The 16,261-nt window shown below is 61.5% G+C and carries 16 protein-coding genes; 5 read left to right on the top strand and 11 right to left on the bottom strand.

Annotated features, from left to right (window positions below; translation table 11 throughout):
• Nucleotides 1–58 precede the first annotated feature (58 nt).
• Together FPT15_RS16115 and FPT15_RS16110 are read left to right on the top strand one after the other, a co-directional pair.
• Complete coding sequence (locus tag FPT15_RS16115; RefSeq protein WP_145162764.1) at nt 59–1,309, top strand: OprD family porin; 1,251 nt, start codon at nt 59–61, stop codon at nt 1,307–1,309.
• A 311-nt stretch (nt 1,310–1,620) separates the two neighbouring features.
• The gene (locus tag FPT15_RS16110; RefSeq protein ID WP_145162762.1) at nt 1,621–2,505 is read left to right on the top strand and encodes a polysaccharide deacetylase family protein; all 885 of its coding nucleotides are present in this window, start codon (nt 1,621–1,623) and stop codon (nt 2,503–2,505) included.
• Nucleotides 2,506–2,617: 112 nt separating this feature from the next.
• On the opposite strand, the gene pcaC is transcribed toward FPT15_RS16110, so the two are convergent.
• From pcaC to pcaR, 11 genes are all read right to left on the bottom strand, one after another.
• Nucleotides 2,618–3,016: a 4-carboxymuconolactone decarboxylase gene (pcaC, locus tag FPT15_RS16105; protein WP_145162760.1), complete on the bottom strand. Its 399-nt coding sequence runs from the start codon at nt 3,014–3,016 to the stop codon at nt 2,618–2,620.
• 72 nt (nt 3,017–3,088) lie between these two features.
• Nucleotides 3,089–3,880: a 3-oxoadipate enol-lactonase gene (gene pcaD, locus FPT15_RS16100; RefSeq protein ID WP_145162758.1), complete on the bottom strand. Its 792-nt coding sequence runs from the start codon at nt 3,878–3,880 to the stop codon at nt 3,089–3,091.
• A gap of 10 nt (nt 3,881–3,890) precedes the next feature.
• Nucleotides 3,891–5,255 carry a 3-carboxy-cis,cis-muconate cycloisomerase gene (locus FPT15_RS16095; protein ID WP_145162755.1) on the bottom strand — a complete coding sequence of 455 codons (1,365 nt, stop codon included), beginning with the start codon at nt 5,253–5,255 and terminating at the stop codon, nt 3,891–3,893.
• A 9-nt stretch (nt 5,256–5,264) separates the two neighbouring features.
• Nucleotides 5,265–6,560: an MFS family transporter gene (locus FPT15_RS16090; RefSeq protein WP_145162753.1), complete on the bottom strand. Its 1,296-nt coding sequence runs from the start codon at nt 6,558–6,560 to the stop codon at nt 5,265–5,267.
• A 186-nt stretch (nt 6,561–6,746) separates the two neighbouring features.
• Nucleotides 6,747–7,313, bottom strand: coding sequence for a protocatechuate 3,4-dioxygenase subunit alpha (gene pcaG, locus FPT15_RS16085; RefSeq protein WP_145162751.1), 567 nt, complete (start codon nt 7,311–7,313; stop codon nt 6,747–6,749).
• Nucleotide 7,314: 1 nt separating this feature from the next.
• Complete coding sequence (gene pcaH / locus FPT15_RS16080) at nt 7,315–8,019, bottom strand: protocatechuate 3,4-dioxygenase subunit beta (protein WP_145162748.1); 705 nt, start codon at nt 8,017–8,019, stop codon at nt 7,315–7,317.
• A 17-nt stretch (nt 8,020–8,036) separates the two neighbouring features.
• Nucleotides 8,037–9,239: a 3-oxoadipyl-CoA thiolase gene (pcaF, locus tag FPT15_RS16075; protein ID WP_178119710.1), complete on the bottom strand. Its 1,203-nt coding sequence runs from the start codon at nt 9,237–9,239 to the stop codon at nt 8,037–8,039.
• The gene (locus tag FPT15_RS16070) at nt 9,236–10,018 is read right to left on the bottom strand and encodes a CoA-transferase subunit beta (protein ID WP_178119704.1); all 783 of its coding nucleotides are present in this window, start codon (nt 10,016–10,018) and stop codon (nt 9,236–9,238) included. Before FPT15_RS16070 ends, pcaF begins: the two co-directional genes overlap by 4 nt.
• On the bottom strand, nt 10,015–10,872 hold the full coding sequence (locus tag FPT15_RS16065; RefSeq protein ID WP_145162739.1) for a CoA transferase subunit A: 858 nt from the start codon (nt 10,870–10,872) through the stop codon (nt 10,015–10,017). The genes FPT15_RS16070 and FPT15_RS16065 overlap by 4 nt, the downstream gene beginning before the upstream one ends.
• 300 nt (nt 10,873–11,172) lie before the next feature.
• Nucleotides 11,173–12,513, bottom strand: coding sequence for an MFS transporter (locus FPT15_RS16060; protein WP_145162736.1), 1,341 nt, complete (start codon nt 12,511–12,513; stop codon nt 11,173–11,175).
• Nucleotides 12,514–12,658: 145 nt separating this feature from the next.
• Nucleotides 12,659–13,501 carry a pca regulon transcriptional regulator PcaR gene (pcaR, locus tag FPT15_RS16055; protein WP_145162733.1) on the bottom strand — a complete coding sequence of 281 codons (843 nt, stop codon included), beginning with the start codon at nt 13,499–13,501 and terminating at the stop codon, nt 12,659–12,661.
• Between pcaR and FPT15_RS16050 the strand changes: the two genes are divergently transcribed.
• The 3 genes from FPT15_RS16050 to FPT15_RS16040 all read left to right on the top strand — a co-directional run bounded on the left by FPT15_RS16050 (nt 13,490) and on the right by FPT15_RS16040 (nt 16,068).
• Complete coding sequence (locus tag FPT15_RS16050; protein ID WP_145162730.1) at nt 13,490–13,777, top strand: hypothetical protein; 288 nt, start codon at nt 13,490–13,492, stop codon at nt 13,775–13,777. The two genes, pcaR and FPT15_RS16050, sit on opposite strands and share 12 nt — an antisense overlap.
• Before the next feature lie 292 nt (nt 13,778–14,069).
• A complete protein-coding gene (locus tag FPT15_RS16045; RefSeq protein WP_057701255.1) occupies nt 14,070–14,270 on the top strand; it encodes a hypothetical protein in 201 nt (66 codons plus the stop codon).
• 322 nt (nt 14,271–14,592) lie between these two features.
• Nucleotides 14,593–16,068: an inorganic phosphate transporter gene (locus FPT15_RS16040; RefSeq protein WP_145162727.1), complete on the top strand. Its 1,476-nt coding sequence runs from the start codon at nt 14,593–14,595 to the stop codon at nt 16,066–16,068.
• Nucleotides 16,069–16,261: the final 193 nt, after the last annotated feature.

Below are 16,261 nucleotides of genomic sequence, written 5' to 3'. Positions count from 1 at the left end.
CACCGCCAAGCACCATGGCCGGCACCTGCATAACCCCAATAACAACAGGTCCAACACCATGAGCATTTTCCAACCGCGCCAGCTGTGGCTGGCGACCGCTGTCGCCAGTCTTGCACTCCCTGTCGTCGCCGAAGAACACGGCTTTCTCGAAGACGCCAGCGCCAACCTCAACCTGCGCAATTTCTTCTTCAACCGCAATTACACCAACCCGACCAAAGCCCAGGGCGGCGCGCAGGAATGGACGCAAAGTTTCATTCTCGACGCCCGGTCCGGCTTCACCCAGGGCACGCTGGGTTTGGGTATGGATGTGCTGGGGTTGTACTCACAAAAGCTTGATGGCGGGCGCGGCACCGGTGGCACCCAGCTGTTGCCGCTGGACCACGACGGCCGCCCGGCCGATAACTTCGGCCGCCTGGGAGTGGCGTTCAAGGCGCGGCTTTCCAAGACCGAACTGAAGGTCGGCGAGTGGATGCCGGTGCTGCCGATCCTGCGCGCCGACGACGGCCGTTCCCTGCCGCAAACCCTGCGCGGCGGGCAGATCACCTCCAAGGAAATCGACGGCCTCACGCTCTACGGCGGTCAGTTCCGCGCCAACAGCCCGCGCGATGACAGCAGCATGACGGACATGTCGATGTCCGGTAAAACCGCCTTCACCTCCGACCGTTTCAACTTCCAGGGCGGCGAATATGCGTTCAACGACAAACGCACCCAGATCGGCATATGGAATGCCCAGCTCAAGGACATCTACCGCCAGCAGTACGTCAACCTGATCCACAGCCAGCCCGTGGGTGACTGGACCCTGGGCGCCAACCTCGGGTTCTTCTACGGCAAGGATGACGGCAGCGCCCGTGCGGGTGAGCTGGACAACAAGACCTGGTCCGGCCTGTTTTCTGCGCGTTACGGTGGCAATACCTTCTACGTCGGCCTGCAAAAACTCACCGGCAACAGCGCGTGGATGCGCGTCAACGGTACCAGCGGCGGCACCCTGGCCAACGACAGCTACAACTCCAGCTACGACAACGCCCAGGAAAAATCCTGGCAGGTGCGCCACGATTTCAACTTTGTCGTCCTCGGCCTCCCGGGCCTGACCCTGATGAACCGCTATATCAGCGGCAGCAACGTGCACACCGGGGCCATCACCGACGGCAAGGAGTGGGGCCGTGAGAGCGAACTGGGCTACACCGTGCAAAGCGGCGCCCTCAAGGATTTGAACGTGCGTTGGCGCAACTCCAGCATGCGCCGCGACTACAGCAACAATGAGTTCGACGAGAACCGCTTGATCGTCAGTTACCCGATCAGCCTGCTGTAGGCGTCCATCAGTGCGAATGGCAGCCGCGACTTGATTGGTCGCGGCTGTTTTTTTGGCAAGTTGCCTCAATGGGAGCGGGAACGTTCCCCGCCAATACCTCAAAATTCACGCGCGCGCGGCAATGACCATAGCCGTATTGGCAATGGCGACGACGACTCGAACCCCTTACGCGTGAAGCCAGCCCGCCCCTTCAAGACAGGCGGCACGATTTACCGCTGATGACAGCCGCGCTCATGCTGTATCGTGCACGCGCCCATCACCCGGCACAGGGACTCAACGACACGGATGACCAGCTCTGAACCCAGGCCGCCATGAAATACCTGATTGTCATTCTGTCGATTCTGCTCACCGGCTGCATCGGCGCGCCTATCGCGCTGACGCCGCAGACCGAACAACGCCTGCAAGCCCAGGCGCCGATCCGTTTTCTGCTGACCTTTGATGACGGCCCCAGCGCCTCGGGCTACAACAACCCGAGCCGCTCGGTGGTGGCTGACCTGGCGAATAACCCGGTATTGCCGGGTATCAAGGCGGTGTTCTTCCTGCAGACCGAAGCCTCCCGCTCAGGCGGCAGCCCGCGGGGCCGCAAGACCATGGTGCGTGAATACGCGGCGGGTCACGTGCTGGCCTTCCACACCGCCACCGGGTTTCACACCAACCACCGCTGGTTGAGCGACGCCGAGCTTGAAAGCACCCTCAGCCAGGGCGCGGCCGATATCGCCGCCATCACCGGCGTCTCACCCGCGCTGGTACGCCCGCCCTTCTGGAACTACGACAAGCGCACTTTCGCCGCCTACCAGCGCCACGGCATGCATGTGTTGCTGACCGACCTGAGTGCCAATGACGGCAAGATCTGGGGCTTCAACGGCAGCCCGCGGCGCCGGGCGAATTTGTATCGGCAGCTGTCGGTGGTGCGCGAGCGCATCGCGCTGGGCGAGTTACCGACAGTGGACGGCGTGATACCGGTGGTGGTGACCTTCCATGACATCAACCGCTACACCGCGCGGCACCTGCAGGAGTACTTGCAGATCCTGATGGACAGCGCTCGGATCAACGGCATGAAGACTGCGGCCGAGCCGTTCTACACCGACCGCGCCGTGCTGGAACGCGCGGCGCTGGCGCGCACGGTCAAGGATGTTAATGAAGTGGTGCACCTGCCGGGGGTGTGGAACTGGGTATGGGATGCGGATTCCCACTGAAACCAATGTGGGAGCGGGCTTGCTCGCGAATGCGGTGGGTCAGTCAATTTATCTTTAACTGATCCACCGCATTCGCGGGCAAGCCCGCTCCCACACTTGAGTGCCTTTCAAATCAATCCTGTTGGCGCGACTCCACGCCGAGCTCATCCCATACCGACTCGGCGAGGTGGAAGGTCGCATTCGCCGCCGGAATCCCACAATAGATCGCGCTTTGCATCAGCACTTCCTTGATCTCGGCGCGGGTCACGCCGTTGCTGGCAGCGGCGCGCAGGTGCAGTTTCAGTTCTTCACTGCGGTTCATGCCGATCAGCATGGCGATGGTGATCAGGCTGCGGGTGTGCCGCGGCAGACCGGGGCGGGTCCAGATATCACCCCAGGCGTGGCGGGTGATCATTTCCTGGAACTCGCTGTTGAATTCGGTCAGGGCATTCAGGCTGCGGTCGACATGTGCGTCGCCCAGTACTTCGCGGCGCACTTGCAGGCCGGCGGCGTAACGGTGTTTCTCGTCCACAAAAAAGCTCCTGGTTCAATTGGATCTCGGCTCGATCACCGGTGGTGGTGGCAAGCGCGCTCGTCACACGGTTTATTCAGCCAGCAAGAACCTCAGCACCCGGTGACTGAAATCAGCCCCGGCCTGGACGTTGGACAGGTGGGCCGCATAGAACTCGGCGTACTCGGCGCCCTTCACGTGGTTCTGGATAAAGTGGCTACCGGCCGGCGGTGTCACTGCGTCCTCGGTCCCGGCAATCACCAGGGTCGGCACCTTGATCGATGCCAGCTGCTCGCGAAAATCCGCATCGCGCACGGCGGCGCAATTGGCGGCGTAACCCTCGGGCGACGTAGCGGCGAGCATGTCGGTAATCTGCCTGGCCTGGTGCGGGTTGGCGGCGGCGAAATCGGCGGTGAACCAGCGGGCGATAGACGCATCACGCAGCGCCACCATGGCGGCCGGGCCATCGCGCAAGACCATCTCGATACGCGGGTTCCATATATCCGGCGTGCCGATCCTGGCCGCGGTGTTACACACCACCAGCCGCTGCAGACGGTCACCGGCATGAATGCCCAGCCACTGACCGATCAGGCCGCCCATGGACAGCCCGCAAAAATGCGCACGCTGGATCTGCAGCGCATCCAACAGCGCGATCACGTCGTGGCCCAGTTGCTCAATGCTGTACGGCCCCTCGGTGACCAAAGACTTGCCGTGGCCACGGGTGTCGAAACGCACCACGCGAAAATGCTCGGTGAAGGCCGGAATCTGGATGTCCCACATATGCAGGTCAGTGCCCAGGGAGTTGGACAGCACCAGCACCGGCGCGTCGAGCGGGCCGTCCAGTTGGTAATGCAGTTCGCCCTCGGCGAGTTGTACAAATGGCACAGCGGTCTCCTTACGCGGTCAAGGCAAAATGATCGGTCACCGCGCGGGTGACCCACGTGTGCGCCTGCCCAAGGTAGTGGGCCGGGTCGAGCAGGCGGTCCAGTTCAGCGGCTGACAACTCGGCGGTAACCTGCGGTTCGTCGGCCAGCACTGCACGCAGATGGCGCCCGTCGGCAACGGCGCGTTTGCAGCATTGCTCCAACAGATGGTGCGCGGTTTCCCGGCCCAGGCGCTGGGCAAGCACGCTGCTGACGGCTTCGGCCAGCACCAGGCCCTGGGTCAACTCAAGGTTGCGCGCCATGCGTTCAGGGTCGACCTCCAACCCCTCGGCCACCAGCAGCGCCTGCTGCAATGCGCCGGACACCAACCGGCAAATGTCCGGCAGGGTTTCCCATTCGGCATGCCACAGGCCAAGGCTGCGCTCGTGTTCCTGAGGCATGGCGCTCAACATCGTCGCCACCAGGCCCGGCACGCGGGTCGCCGTGCTGATCAATACGGCGGCGCCCACCGGGTTGCGCTTGTGCGGCATGGTCGATGAACCACCTTTGCCGGGCGCCGAGGGCTCGAACACTTCCGCCGCTTCGGTCTGCATCAACAAGCTGATATCACGCCCCATTTTGCCCAGGCTGCCGGCGATCAGGCCGAGCACACTGGCGAACTCCACCAGCCGGTCACGGTGGGTGTGCCAGGGTTGCTCGGGTAAATTCAATTGCAACTGCGCAGCCAGGGCTTCGGCCACCGGCATTGCCTGCTCACCCAGCGCCGCCAGCGTTCCGGACGCGCCGCCAAACTGCAGCACCAGCAGGCGCGGTTTGAGCTCGGCAAGACGCTGACGACTGCGCGTCACCGCCCCCAGCCAACCGGCGATTTTCATGCCCAGGGTCACCGGTGTCGCATGCTGTAACCAGGTGCGCCCGGCCAATGGCACGCGCGCATAACGCTGGGCCTGCACGGCAAGCGTCTCACCCAATTGCGCCAGGTCAGCGTCGATCAACGCCAGCGCGCGCCGCAGTTGCAGGACCAGGCCGGTGTCCATCACATCCTGGCTGGTCGCGCCCAGATGCACATAACGTTCGGCGCCGGCGTCTTCACTGGCGATCAATTTGCCCAGCGCTTTCACCAACGGAATCGCCGAATTGCCCGCCGTGGCAATCGCCACGCCGAGCACATCCACGTCGTACAAAGACGCCAGGCACGCCTGGGCAATCGGCGCGACGGCGGCCTGGGGAATCAAGCCGACCTGGGCCTCGGCGCGGGCCAGCGCGGCTTCAAAGTCCAGCATGCCCTGCAAACGCCCCTGGTCGCAGAACACATCGGCCATGCTGTCAGCGCTGAAGTAAGCGTCGAACAGTTGATTGCTCGTGCGCAGTGTCATAACTCTTCCTTACAGATCATGGTGCAGATACGCCGCCTGCTTGGGCAGGCGCAGGCTGAACAGGAAAGCAATCGCCATCATCACGGTGACGTACCAATAGAAGCCGTTCTCCATGCCCATGGATTTCAGACCCAGCGCAACCACTTCAGCCGAGCCGCCGAAAATCGCATTGGCCACCGCGTACGCCAGGCCCACGCCCAATGCACGTACCTGGGGCGGGAACATTTCAGCTTTGACCAGGCCGCTGATGGAGGTATAGAAGCTGACAATCGCCAGGGCCAGGGTGATCAGCACAAAGGCCAGGAACGGACTGCTGACGGTTTTCAGGGTCAGCAGGATCGGCACGGTGCACAGCGTGCCCAGGGCGCCGAACCACAGCATGGAATTGCGGCGGCCGATCTTGTCCGCCAGCATCCCGAACAGCGGCTGCATGCACATGTAGAGGAACAGCGCGCCGGTCATGATGTAACTGGCGGTCTTGGCATGCATCCCGGCCGTGTTCACCAGGTACTTCTGCATGTACGTGGTGAACGTGTAGAAAATCAGCGAGCCGCCGGCGGTGTAACCCAGCACCGTGATAAAGGCCGCGGTGTGATTGCGCAGCAGCGCGGTGATGCTGCCGGCGTCCTTGTGTTCGCGCATTTCCTTGGTGGTGGTCTCTTTCAAGGTACGGCGCAGCAGTAAGGAGATGACCGCCGCGACGGCACCGACCACAAATGGAATCCGCCAGCCCCAGGCGCGCAGTTCATCTTCGCTGAGAAATTGCTGCAGGATCACCACCACCAGTACCGCGAGCAATTGCCCGCCGATCAAGGTCACGTACTGGAACGAGGCAAAAAACCCGCGCTGGCCCTTGAGGGCGACCTCACTCATGTAGGTGGCGGTGGTGCCGTACTCGCCGCCCACCGATAAGCCTTGAAACAGGCGCGCCACCAACAACAGGATCGGCGCCCAGATGCCGATGTCCTTGTAGGTCGGCAAAAACGCAATAACCAGCGAGCCGGCGCACATCATCAGCACCGCGATCATCATCGAATTCTTGCGGCCGTGCTTGTCGGCCAGACTGCCGAACACCCAGCTGCCAATAGGGCGCATCAAGAAGCCGGCAGCGAACACGCCGGCGGTGCTGAGCAGTTGTACGGTGGGGCTCTCCGACGGAAAAAACGCCGGGGCAAAATAGATGGCGCAGAAGGCATAAACGTAGAAGTCGAACCATTCGACAAGGTTGCCGGACGAGGCCCCGACAATTGCAAAAATCCGCTTGCTGCGTTCTTCTCCGGTGTAGTGAATCGTTTTTGTTGTCATGTGTTTTTCACTCAGTGGGAACGGTTATAGCCTAGACATACTTTGCAACAACCATGTTCCGCAAGCAGACTTTTGGATACGTGTCGCCTCGAAGGGTCTCATCGCGGGCAACCCCGCTCGCACATTTTGATTGGAGACACCTTTAAATGTGGGAGCAGGCTTGCCTGCGACAGGTTTTAAGCCACCTCAGTAATCGAAGAACACCGTTTCCTTATCTGTGCCCTGCAAAATCACATTCCACTGGTGCACACCGCCCGCATCCGCCTTGGCAATCAAGGTGCCGCGACGCTCAGCCGGCACACACGCCAGCAACGGGTCATCGCCATTCAACGCTTCACCGTCAAAATAAATCCTTGTCAGCAAGTGCTTCACCAGCCCACGCGCAAACACCAGCACCACCAGGTGCGGCGCCTGGGTCGTACCCGCAAGCCCCGGCACGCTGCCCGGCTTGATCGTGGTAAAGCGAAAGCGCCCTTCGGCATCCACCGGCACTCGGCCAAAGCCTTCGAAGTTGGGATCGACGGCTTTGGCCTGGTCATCTTCCGGGTGATCGTATTTGCCCGCAGCATTGGCCTGCCAGACTTCAAGCATGGCGTCGTTGACGACATCACCGTTGCCGTCCACCACTTGCCCGCTGATCGCCACGCGTTCGCCAAGGGTGGCCGGCACGGTCAGGTCTTCGCGGTTCAGCCAGGTCAGGCCAATGTGGTAATACGGCCCGACGGTGTGGGACGTGGTTGCGTAAAGGCTCATCTCATTTCTCCATCGGCGTGGCGTCGCGGCCGCGCAGGACGATGTCCCAGCGGTAGCCGAGGGCATAGGAAGGAATGGTTTTTTCCAGGTCGAAGCTGGCGATCAGGCGCTGCTTGGCCGAGGTGTCCGGCACGCAGTTGTAGATCGGGTCGTACTCCAGCAATGGGTCGCCGGGGAAGTACATCTGCGTGACCAGCCGCGTCAGCACGCTGGGGCCAAACAGCGAAAAGTGGATATGCGCCGGGCGCCACGCGTTGTGGTGGTTGCCCCACGGGTAGGCGCCGGGCTTGATGGTCTGGAACTGGTACCAGCCATCCGCGTCGGTGACGGTGCGGCCGGTGCCGGTGAAGTTCGGGTCCAGTGGCGCGTCATGCAGGTCGCGCTTGTGGTTGTAGCGACCGGCGGCGTTGGCTTGCCAGATCTCCACCAGAATGCCCGGCACCGGCAGGCCATTTTCATCCAGCACGCGGCCATGAATGATGATGCGCTCGCCCTGAGGTTCGCCCTCGTGCTGGGCAGTCAGGTCGTTGTCCTTCTCATTGACGCGTTCGGCGCCGATGCTCGGGCCGGTGATCTCTGACAAGGAATGCGGCAGAAACACCAACGGCTGAGACGGCGAACGCAAGTTCGTCGACTGGTAGGCCGGGTGCAGGTAATCGGGTTGAGTGCCCGCTTGCGGGCGCCGGTATCCGGGCTTGTCACTCATGGAGCCATCCTCTCTTATTAAACGCGTTCAATCGCCAGCGCCAAACCCTGGCCGACGCCCACACACATAGTGGCCAGGCCTTTGCGGCCGCCGGTTTTTTCCAACTGGTGCAACGCCGTCAACACCAACCGCGCGCCGCTCATGCCCAGCGGGTGGCCGAGGGCGATGGCGCCGCCGTTCGGGTTCACCTGCGGGGCATCGTCGGCAATGCCCAACTCACGCAGCACCGCCAGGCCTTGGCTGGCGAAGGCTTCGTTGAGTTCGATGACGTCAAAGTCGGTAACCGCCAGACCAAGGCGCTCCACCAGTTTACGCACCGCCGGCACCGGGCCGATGCCCATCACACGCGGTGCAACACCGGCACTGGCCATGCCCAACACACGGGCGCGGGCGGTGAGGCCATGTTTTTTCACGGCCTCGGCCGAGGCCAGAATCAGCGCCGCTGCGCCGTCATTCACGCCCGAGGCGTTGCCGGCGGTGACGGTCTTGTCTGGGCCATTGACTGGCTTGAGTTTGGCCAGGGCTTCCAGGGTTGTGTCCCGTGGATGCTCATCCTGCTCGACCACGGTCTCGCCCTTTTTATGCGCGACGCGCACCGGCACGATTTCTTCAGCGAAAAACCCGGCGGCTTGCGCAGCGGCGGTACGTTGCTGGCTGCGCAGGGCAAAAGCGTCCTGATCGGCGCGGGACACATTGTAGTCGTCGGCGACGTTATCGGCGGTCTGCGGCATCGCGTCCACACCGTACTGGGCCTTCATCAACGGGTTGATAAAACGCCAGCCGATGGTGGTGTCTTCAAGCTTCATGTTGCGTGAAAACGCCACATCAGCCTTGCCCATCACGAAGGGTGCACGGGACATCGACTCAACGCCGCCGGCAATCGCCAGCTCCATTTCGCCGCTGGCGATGGCACGGAATGCCGTGCCAATCGCGTCCATGCCCGAGGCGCACAAACGGTTGAGGGTCACGCCGGGAATGCTCTCCGGCAGGCCCGCCAACAGCAGGGCCATGCGCGCGACGTTGCGGTTGTCCTCACCGGCCTGGTTGGCACAACCGAGGAACACTTCATCCACCGCCGCCCACTCAACCTGAGGGTTGCGCTCGATCAGGGCCTTGATCGGCAAGGCCGCCAAGTCATCGGCACGCACCGTGGACAAACCACCGCCAAAGCGGCCAATGGGCGTGCGAATGGCATCACAGATAAACACGTCACGCATCAGGCTTCTCCTGTCGCTTGGCCATGGGCGGCGGCAGTGCGGGCTTCGAGATCACGCAGGGCCTTCAGTTCGATGTCCGTCGGTGCGTCGGTGGTGCTCACCTGATCGGCAAACCGAATCGCCCAACCAGTGGCCGCGACCACTTGTTCGCGGGTGACGCCGGGGTGCAGCGCGGTGACCACAAATTCATGGCTGCCCTCTTCCGGCTCCATGATGCACAGGTCGGTAATAATCCCTACAGGGCCGGCGCCTGGCAGACCCAGGCGTTTACGTGAGTCGCCGCCTTCGCCGTGGCCGACGGAGGTGATGAAGTCCAACTTGTCGACAAACGACCGCGCCGACTGCTTGAGGATGATCAGCACGCTCTTGGCCGAGCCGGCAATCTCCGGCGCGCCACCAGCACCCGGCAGGCGCACTTTGGGCTGGTGGTAATCGCCGACCACGGTGGTGTTGATATTGCCGAATCGATCAACCTGGGCCGCGCCGAGAAAACCGACGTCGATGCGCCCGCCTTGCAGCCAGTAGCGGAAAATCTCGCCGGTCGGCACCACGGTGTCAGCGGTTTCTGCCAATTCGCCGTCGCCGATGGACAGCGGCAAGACGCTGGGCTTGGCGCCAATCGGGCCCGATTCGTAGATCAGCACCACGTCGGGCGACGAGGTCAGGCGCGCCAGGTTGGCAGCCTTGGAAGGCAAGCCGATGCCGACGAAGCACACCGAGCCGTTCTTGAGGCGACGCGCGGCGGCGACGGTCATCATTTCGTTGGTCGAGTAAGCCATCACTTGGCCTCCTGCGCGGCGGCCAGCTTGGCCTGGAATTCACGGAAGTCGGCAGTGCCGTGGATGTATTCGTCGATCCAGGCGGTAAAGGTCCCACGGTCGCGAGCGATCGGGTCCCACGCCTGATAGAAGCGGTTATCACGCTCGTTGTAGCCGTGGGCGTAGGACGGATGCGCGCCCCCCGGTACGTGACACACCGCTGTCAGCGCCCAGGTCGGCAGCACGCAGCTGTTCATCGGTGCATTCAGGTCGTCAACGATCTCTTCGACGGTGACGATGCAGCGCTTGGCCGCCAGGGCCGCTTCTTTCTGCACACCGAGAATGCCCCAGAGCAACACGTTGCCCTTGCGGTCAGCCTTCTGTGCATGGATCACGGTGACGTCCGGGCGAACCGACGGCACCGCCGCCAGCACTTCGCCGGTGAACGGGCAGGTCACGGTTTTGATCAGCGGGTTGACCTTGGGCAAGTCAGAACCGGCGTAGGCGCGCAGCACCGCAAACGGCAGGCCGGATGCACCGGCGACGTAGGCATTGGCCAGGTCGGCGTGACTGTGTTCTTCGATCTCCAGGGGTTGCGGCCATTGCTTCTCGACCGCGTCGCGCAGGCGATGCAGGGAGCCTACGCCGGGGTTGCCGCCCCAGGAGAAAATCAACTTGCGGACGCAGCCGGCGCCGATCAACTGGTCGTAGATCAAGTCAGGCGTCATACGCACCAACGTCAGGTCTTTCTTGCCCTGACGAATGATTTCATGACCCGCCGCCGTAGGGATCAGGTGGGTGAAGCCTTCCAGTGCGACGGTATCGCCGTCGTTCACGAATTGCTTCACCGCGTCGCGCAGCGCAAGGATTTCAGCCATGGGGTTCGGGCTCCCGGTGTTGATCGAAAAAGGCGCTGAGGTGGCGCCCAAGTGCCTGAAGATTAAGCCGGGCAAAGGGGTCGAACAATCCGATAATCGACTCAGCGTTCGATTATCGAACGGATTGTTGTCTAGCTAATCTTTCGTGCAAAGCAGCCAGTTCAGCTGCCAACCGTCAATGTGGGAGCTGGCTTGCCTGCGATGCAGACGACTCGGTCCAGCAGGCAAATTGGGTTGATGCAATCGCAGGCAAGCCAGCTCCCACATCGCCTCGTGGCTGCTACAAAATCGTGTCAGACCTCAGGTCGCGTCCGCATGGCTGACCATGCCCTTGATCAGCACGGCCGCCGTGGCCAATGCCGCCGGAATCACCAGCGCCGTCAGCACCTGCTCGAAGTTCCAGCCCAACCCCAGCAAGGTTGCGCCCATCCACGCACCGAGGATCGCGCCAAAGCGGCCGATGCCGAGCATCCACGACACGCCGGTAGCGCGGCCTTGGGTCGGGTAGAAGCGTGCGGCCAGTGACGGCATCGCCGATTGCGCACCGTTGACGCACATCCCGGCAACCAGCACCAAGGTGGCCAGCAACGTGATATTGCCCAGGCTCTGCCCCACCGCGTAGGCGAACACCCCGGCCAGCAGGTAGAAAGTGCCGATGACCTTGTGCGGATTGAACCGGTCCATCGCCCAGCCCACGCCGACCGCACTCAACACGCCACCAAACTGGAAGAGCGCGCCGATAAACGCCGCCTGCTCCATGCTGGCGCCGCTGTCGCGCATCAGGGTCGGCAGCCAACTGGTCAGCAGGTACACGATCACCAAGCCCATGAAGTAGGTGAGCCACAGCAACAAGGTGCCGGCGCTGTAAGTGCCGGAGAAGATCACCGCGAACACGTTGCGCGCCTTGACGGTTTTTTGTTCGGGCACGCTGAAGCTGGTGGCGTGGGCGACGAGGTTGGGCTCGATGGGTGACAAGGTCTTGCGCACCTTGTCGGTGCCGCGATTGCGCACCACGAGGTAGCGCGCCGATTCCGGCAGCCACACCAACAGCACCACCGCCAGGATCAACGGCAGAATGCCGCCAATCATCAGCAAGCTGTGCCAGCCGAACGCTGGAATCAGCTTGGCCGAGATAAATCCGCCACCGGCCATGCCCAGGTTGAACCCACAGAACATGCTGGTGACCAGCAGCGACTTGTGACGCTCGGGCGTGTATTCGGAGAGCAGCGTGGTGGCATTCGGCATCCCCGCGCCCAGGCCCAACCCGGTGAGGAAACGCAACACCAGCAATTGGTCAACGTTAGTGCTGTAGGCCGAGGCCAGGCTGAACGCGCCAAACACCAGCACCGCACTCACCAACACCACTTTGCGCCCGAAGCGGTCGGCCAACGGGCCGGAGCCCAGCGCGCCGAACACCATGCCGATCAACGCGGCGCTCATCACCGGGCCGAGGCTGGCGCGGTCGATGCCCCAGTCCTGCGAGAGTGCGGGCGCGATAAAGCCCATGGCGGCGGTGTCGAGCCCGTCGAGGAAGACAATCAAGAAGCACAGGATCACCACGCGCCATTGATAGCGTGACAACGGCTGGGCATTGATAAAGGACTGCACGTCCAGGTTAGTACCGACAGAGGGCTGATTCATTATTGTTATTTCCACACCGATGGGCGGGCGAACGACCTGAGGTCGTCATTATTATTGGGCGGCGCTGACAGCGCTGCCGCACATTAATAAGCCAGGGGAAACACCGTCAATTGATCAAGCCGGGATCTGTGCGGTCATCGAACACTTAGGCAAACAGTTGCGCACTCAGCTCACGGCTGGCGCTGAGCATGCTGGGCAAGAAACGCTGCTCCAGCTCGCTGCGGCTGACCCGACCGGCGTGGGTACTCACGTTGAGCGCGGCCAGCACCTGGCCGGACGCGTCGTACACCGGCACGGCGATGGAACGCAGGCCCTGCTCCAACTCCTGGTCGACAATGCACCAGCCCTGCTGGCGTACTTGCTGCAGGCATTCGAACAAGGCGTCGGGCGTGGTCAGGGTGCGGCTGGTCTTGGTTTGCAGGTCGGCGTGGTCGAGGTAGTCCTGCAGCGAGGCATCGTCGAGTGCCGCGAGCAGGATGCGGCCCATGGACGTGCAGTACGCCGGCAAGCGCCCGCCCACCGACAAGTCCACGGAAATCAAGCGCTGGGTGGTGGCGGAACGGGCGATATAAAGGATGTCGTCGCCCTCCAGCGTTGCCATGTTGCAGGCTTCATGCAGCTGCTCGCTCATGCGATCGAGATAAGGCTGGGCCGACACTGCCAGCGGCGTAGAGGATAAATAGGCGTGCCCCAGGGTCAGGACTTTGGGCAACAGTGAATAGGTACGCCCGTCGGTGGTGGCGTAGCCGAGCTTGATCAACGTGTGCAGGCAACGGCGCACGGCGGCGCGGGGGATTTCGGTGCGGTGGCTGATCTGGGCGATGGTCAGGTGGCGCTTGCGCTCCTGGAAGGCTTGCACCACGGCCAGGCCACGGGCCAGGGAAGTCATGAAGTCCGGATCACCGGTAAACGCCTGGATGCGCTTGGCCGGGGACGCCACGATCGGCGGCGCCACTGACGCGAAGGAGTTGCGCAATTGATCGTTCATTTCAGGGTCCTTTCTCTTATTTTCAACCGCTGGGAGGGTTGGCCGCTATTACAAGCCGCGCTGGCCAGAATGCACAAGGCGGGGTCAGTAACTTTGGGCGATTATCGGACGATCATGCGATTATCGCAATTTTTCGGCCGTGCAATGGCGCTCAACGAACCAGCACACTTCACGGATGTGCCGAAGGGATCGCTTAAGTTTGAGCAATCATCCGCCATTTATAAAAGTGCAGAACGTCGACACGGTTTTTTCGAAAAGACTGACACCTGTATGTAACAAAACCCTCACGCAACGTTGACGCTTTTTAACTTCACGACGATAGTGTTATTCAAATACGTCGCTATAATGCAGCCTGTGCAGAGGTCGGCCCGGTAACAATAATCGGGATTGGAGCTCGCCAGGCTTTGCAGCGTTCGAGCATCGCCGGTCACACGTATCCGCTTAAACGTTTGCCCCTTGTGCTTCTTTCAAACTTGAACAGTTCGCCTGTTCAACTTGAAACAGCCCGAGGACGACTTTCAAGCGCGGCGCTGCACATTCAATACACTCAACTCATTTAGGTAACACTGTGACGAAAGACGAACTGCGCGCGGAACTTGAGCGCCAGGAGCAACGTTACAAGGACGTTTACGGCGGGGAAATCACCACTTACGCCGCCCAGCCTGAGCCCGAGCGCAAGCCCTGGCGCAAACGAGCCAGTTTGCTCGATCAGGCATTTGCCCAGGAAATCCAAAAGATTGAACAGGAACTCAAAACCGAAGAGCCATAAGCATTTGGATTTGAGCTTCAAGGTTTTGCCACCGCCGCTGGCGCATTGCCAGCGGCGGGCAACCTGATTTAATCAGGCTCCTACAGCCTTGAACGAAATTTCGTACAAATGTTTCAAATGTGACAATTCGGTCAAAAAAACCCGCGTTTTCGCCCCCCAGCTTTATAAATCAAAGACTTGCCAAAGCCCCGAAAACCCTGGGATGCGCACCTCTGCCCGGTTTTTTTTCAATGAAGATTGTTACCGATGAGCAGCTAGTGCATCGATTACTGAGGTTTTCTGGCATAATCGCGCCCCCTTACGACCGGGTCAGAAAACCTTCATGATCGATTTATTCAGCGGACTGGATGCGTGGGTTCTAGTGAGCCTGTTGCTCGCCCTGGCCTTTGTCCTCGCCTTCGAGTTCATCAATGGCTTTCATGACACTGCTAACGCGGTGGCCACAGTCATCTATACCAAAGCCATGCCGCCGCACCTGGCCGTGTTCTTCTCCGGGGTGTTCAACTTCCTCGGCGTGTTGCTCGGTGGTGTCGGTGTCGCGTACGCCATCGTGCACTTGCTGCCGGTGGAGTTGCTGATCAATGTGAACACCGGCCATGGTCTGGCTATGGTCTTCTCCTTGCTGGCAGCGGCGATCACCTGGAACCTGGGCACCTGGTACTTCGGTATCCCGGCCTCCAGTTCCCACACCCTGATCGGCTCGATCCTGGGTGTCGGCCTGGCCAATGCCCTGATCAACGATATCCCGTTGGCTGATGGTGTGAACTGGCAGAAAGCGATCGATATCGGCGCGTCTCTGGTGTTCTCGCCGATGGCCGGTTTCCTGGTCGCAGCCCTGGTGCTGCTCGGCCTGAAATGGTGGCGCCCGCTGTCGAAGATGCACAAGACCCCGGACCAGCGCCGCAAGCTTGACGACAAGAAACACCCGCCGTTCTGGAACCGCCTGGTGCTGGTGATTTCCGCGATGGCCGTAAGCTTTGTGCACGGCTCCAACGATGGTCAGAAAGGTATCGGCCTGATCATGCTGGTGCTGATCGGTATCGTGCCGGCGCAGTTCGTACTCGACCTGGGCAGCACCACTTACCAGATCGAGCGCACCCGTGACGCCACCGTGCACTTGAGCCAGTTCTACCAGCGTAACAACGCCACCCTCGGCGAGTTCCTGGCGCTGGGCAAAAGCGAGAAGGATGACCTGCCGGGCAAGTTCCAGTGCAACCCGCAGCAGACCGAGCCCACCATCAGCGCGCTGATGGACACCTTGAAGGGTGTCTCGGACTACCACTCGCTGACCTCCGAGCACCGTATCGAAGTGCGCCGCTACCTGCTGTGCCTGGACGACACCGCGAAGAAAGTCGGCAAGCTGCCGGGCCTGGATGCGCGTGAGAAGTCCGACCTGGACAAGCTGCGTAAAGACCTGACGGCCACGACCGAGTACGCGCCGTTCTGGGTGATCCTGGCGGTGGCACTGGCCTTGGGCCTGGGCACTATGGTGGGTTGGAAGCGTGTGGTGCTGACCATCGGTGAGAAGATCGGCAAGCAGGGCATGACGTATGCCCAGGGCATGTCGGCGCAGATCACCACGGCGAGCATGATTGGCCTGGCCAACATCTTTAGCCTGCCGGTTTCGACTACCCACGTGTTGTCGTCCGGTGTTGCCGGGACCATGGTTGCCAATAAAAGCGGCCTGCAGGGTGGTACGGTGAAGACCATTCTGATGGCTTGGGTGTTGACCTTGCCGGCGACGGTGGGCTTGTCGGCCGGGTTGTTCTGGTTGGCGTCCAAGGCGTTGGGTAGTTGATAGGCTACTAGGCTGCGGCTGATATAAAGAAGGCGCGATCTCTGATGGGGGTCGCGCCTTTTTTTTGGGCCTGGGGGTTTAGTGTGTATATCCGTTGCTGCGGTGATGGCTGCTATGGGTTCCGCCCTTACGGCGGGCCACTTTTGAAAAGAGCCCAAAAGTAACCAAAAGGCTCTTGCCCCACCACTCGGCA

Source organism: Pseudomonas sp. RGB (genome assembly GCF_007713445.1).
In the GTDB taxonomy this organism is placed as follows: Bacteria; Pseudomonadota; Gammaproteobacteria; order Pseudomonadales; family Pseudomonadaceae; genus Aquipseudomonas.
This window is presented reverse-complemented; position numbering and strand designations above follow the sequence as displayed.

Coding starts and splice junctions, on each gene's coding strand:
- FPT15_RS16090 (WP_145162753.1), bottom strand. CDS start 6,560: ATGACAACAAAAACGATTCACTACACCGGAGAAGAACGCAGCAAGCGG.
- pcaH (WP_145162748.1), bottom strand. CDS start 8,019: ATGAGTGACAAGCCCGGATACCGGCGCCCGCAAGCGGGCACTCAACCC.
- pcaR (WP_145162733.1), bottom strand. CDS start 13,501: ATGAACGATCAATTGCGCAACTCCTTCGCGTCAGTGGCGCCGCCGATC.
- FPT15_RS16060 (WP_145162736.1), bottom strand. CDS start 12,513: ATGAATCAGCCCTCTGTCGGTACTAACCTGGACGTGCAGTCCTTTATC.
- pcaG (WP_145162751.1), bottom strand. CDS start 7,313: ATGAGCCTTTACGCAACCACGTCCCACACCGTCGGGCCGTATTACCAC.
- FPT15_RS16095 (WP_145162755.1), bottom strand. CDS start 5,255: ATGACACTGCGCACGAGCAATCAACTGTTCGACGCTTACTTCAGCGCT.
- FPT15_RS16065 (WP_145162739.1), bottom strand. CDS start 10,872: ATGGCTGAAATCCTTGCGCTGCGCGACGCGGTGAAGCAATTCGTGAAC.
- FPT15_RS16115 (WP_145162764.1), top strand. CDS start 59: ATGAGCATTTTCCAACCGCGCCAGCTGTGGCTGGCGACCGCTGTCGCC.
- FPT15_RS16040 (WP_145162727.1), top strand. CDS start 14,593: ATGATCGATTTATTCAGCGGACTGGATGCGTGGGTTCTAGTGAGCCTG.
- FPT15_RS16110 (WP_145162762.1), top strand. CDS start 1,621: ATGAAATACCTGATTGTCATTCTGTCGATTCTGCTCACCGGCTGCATC.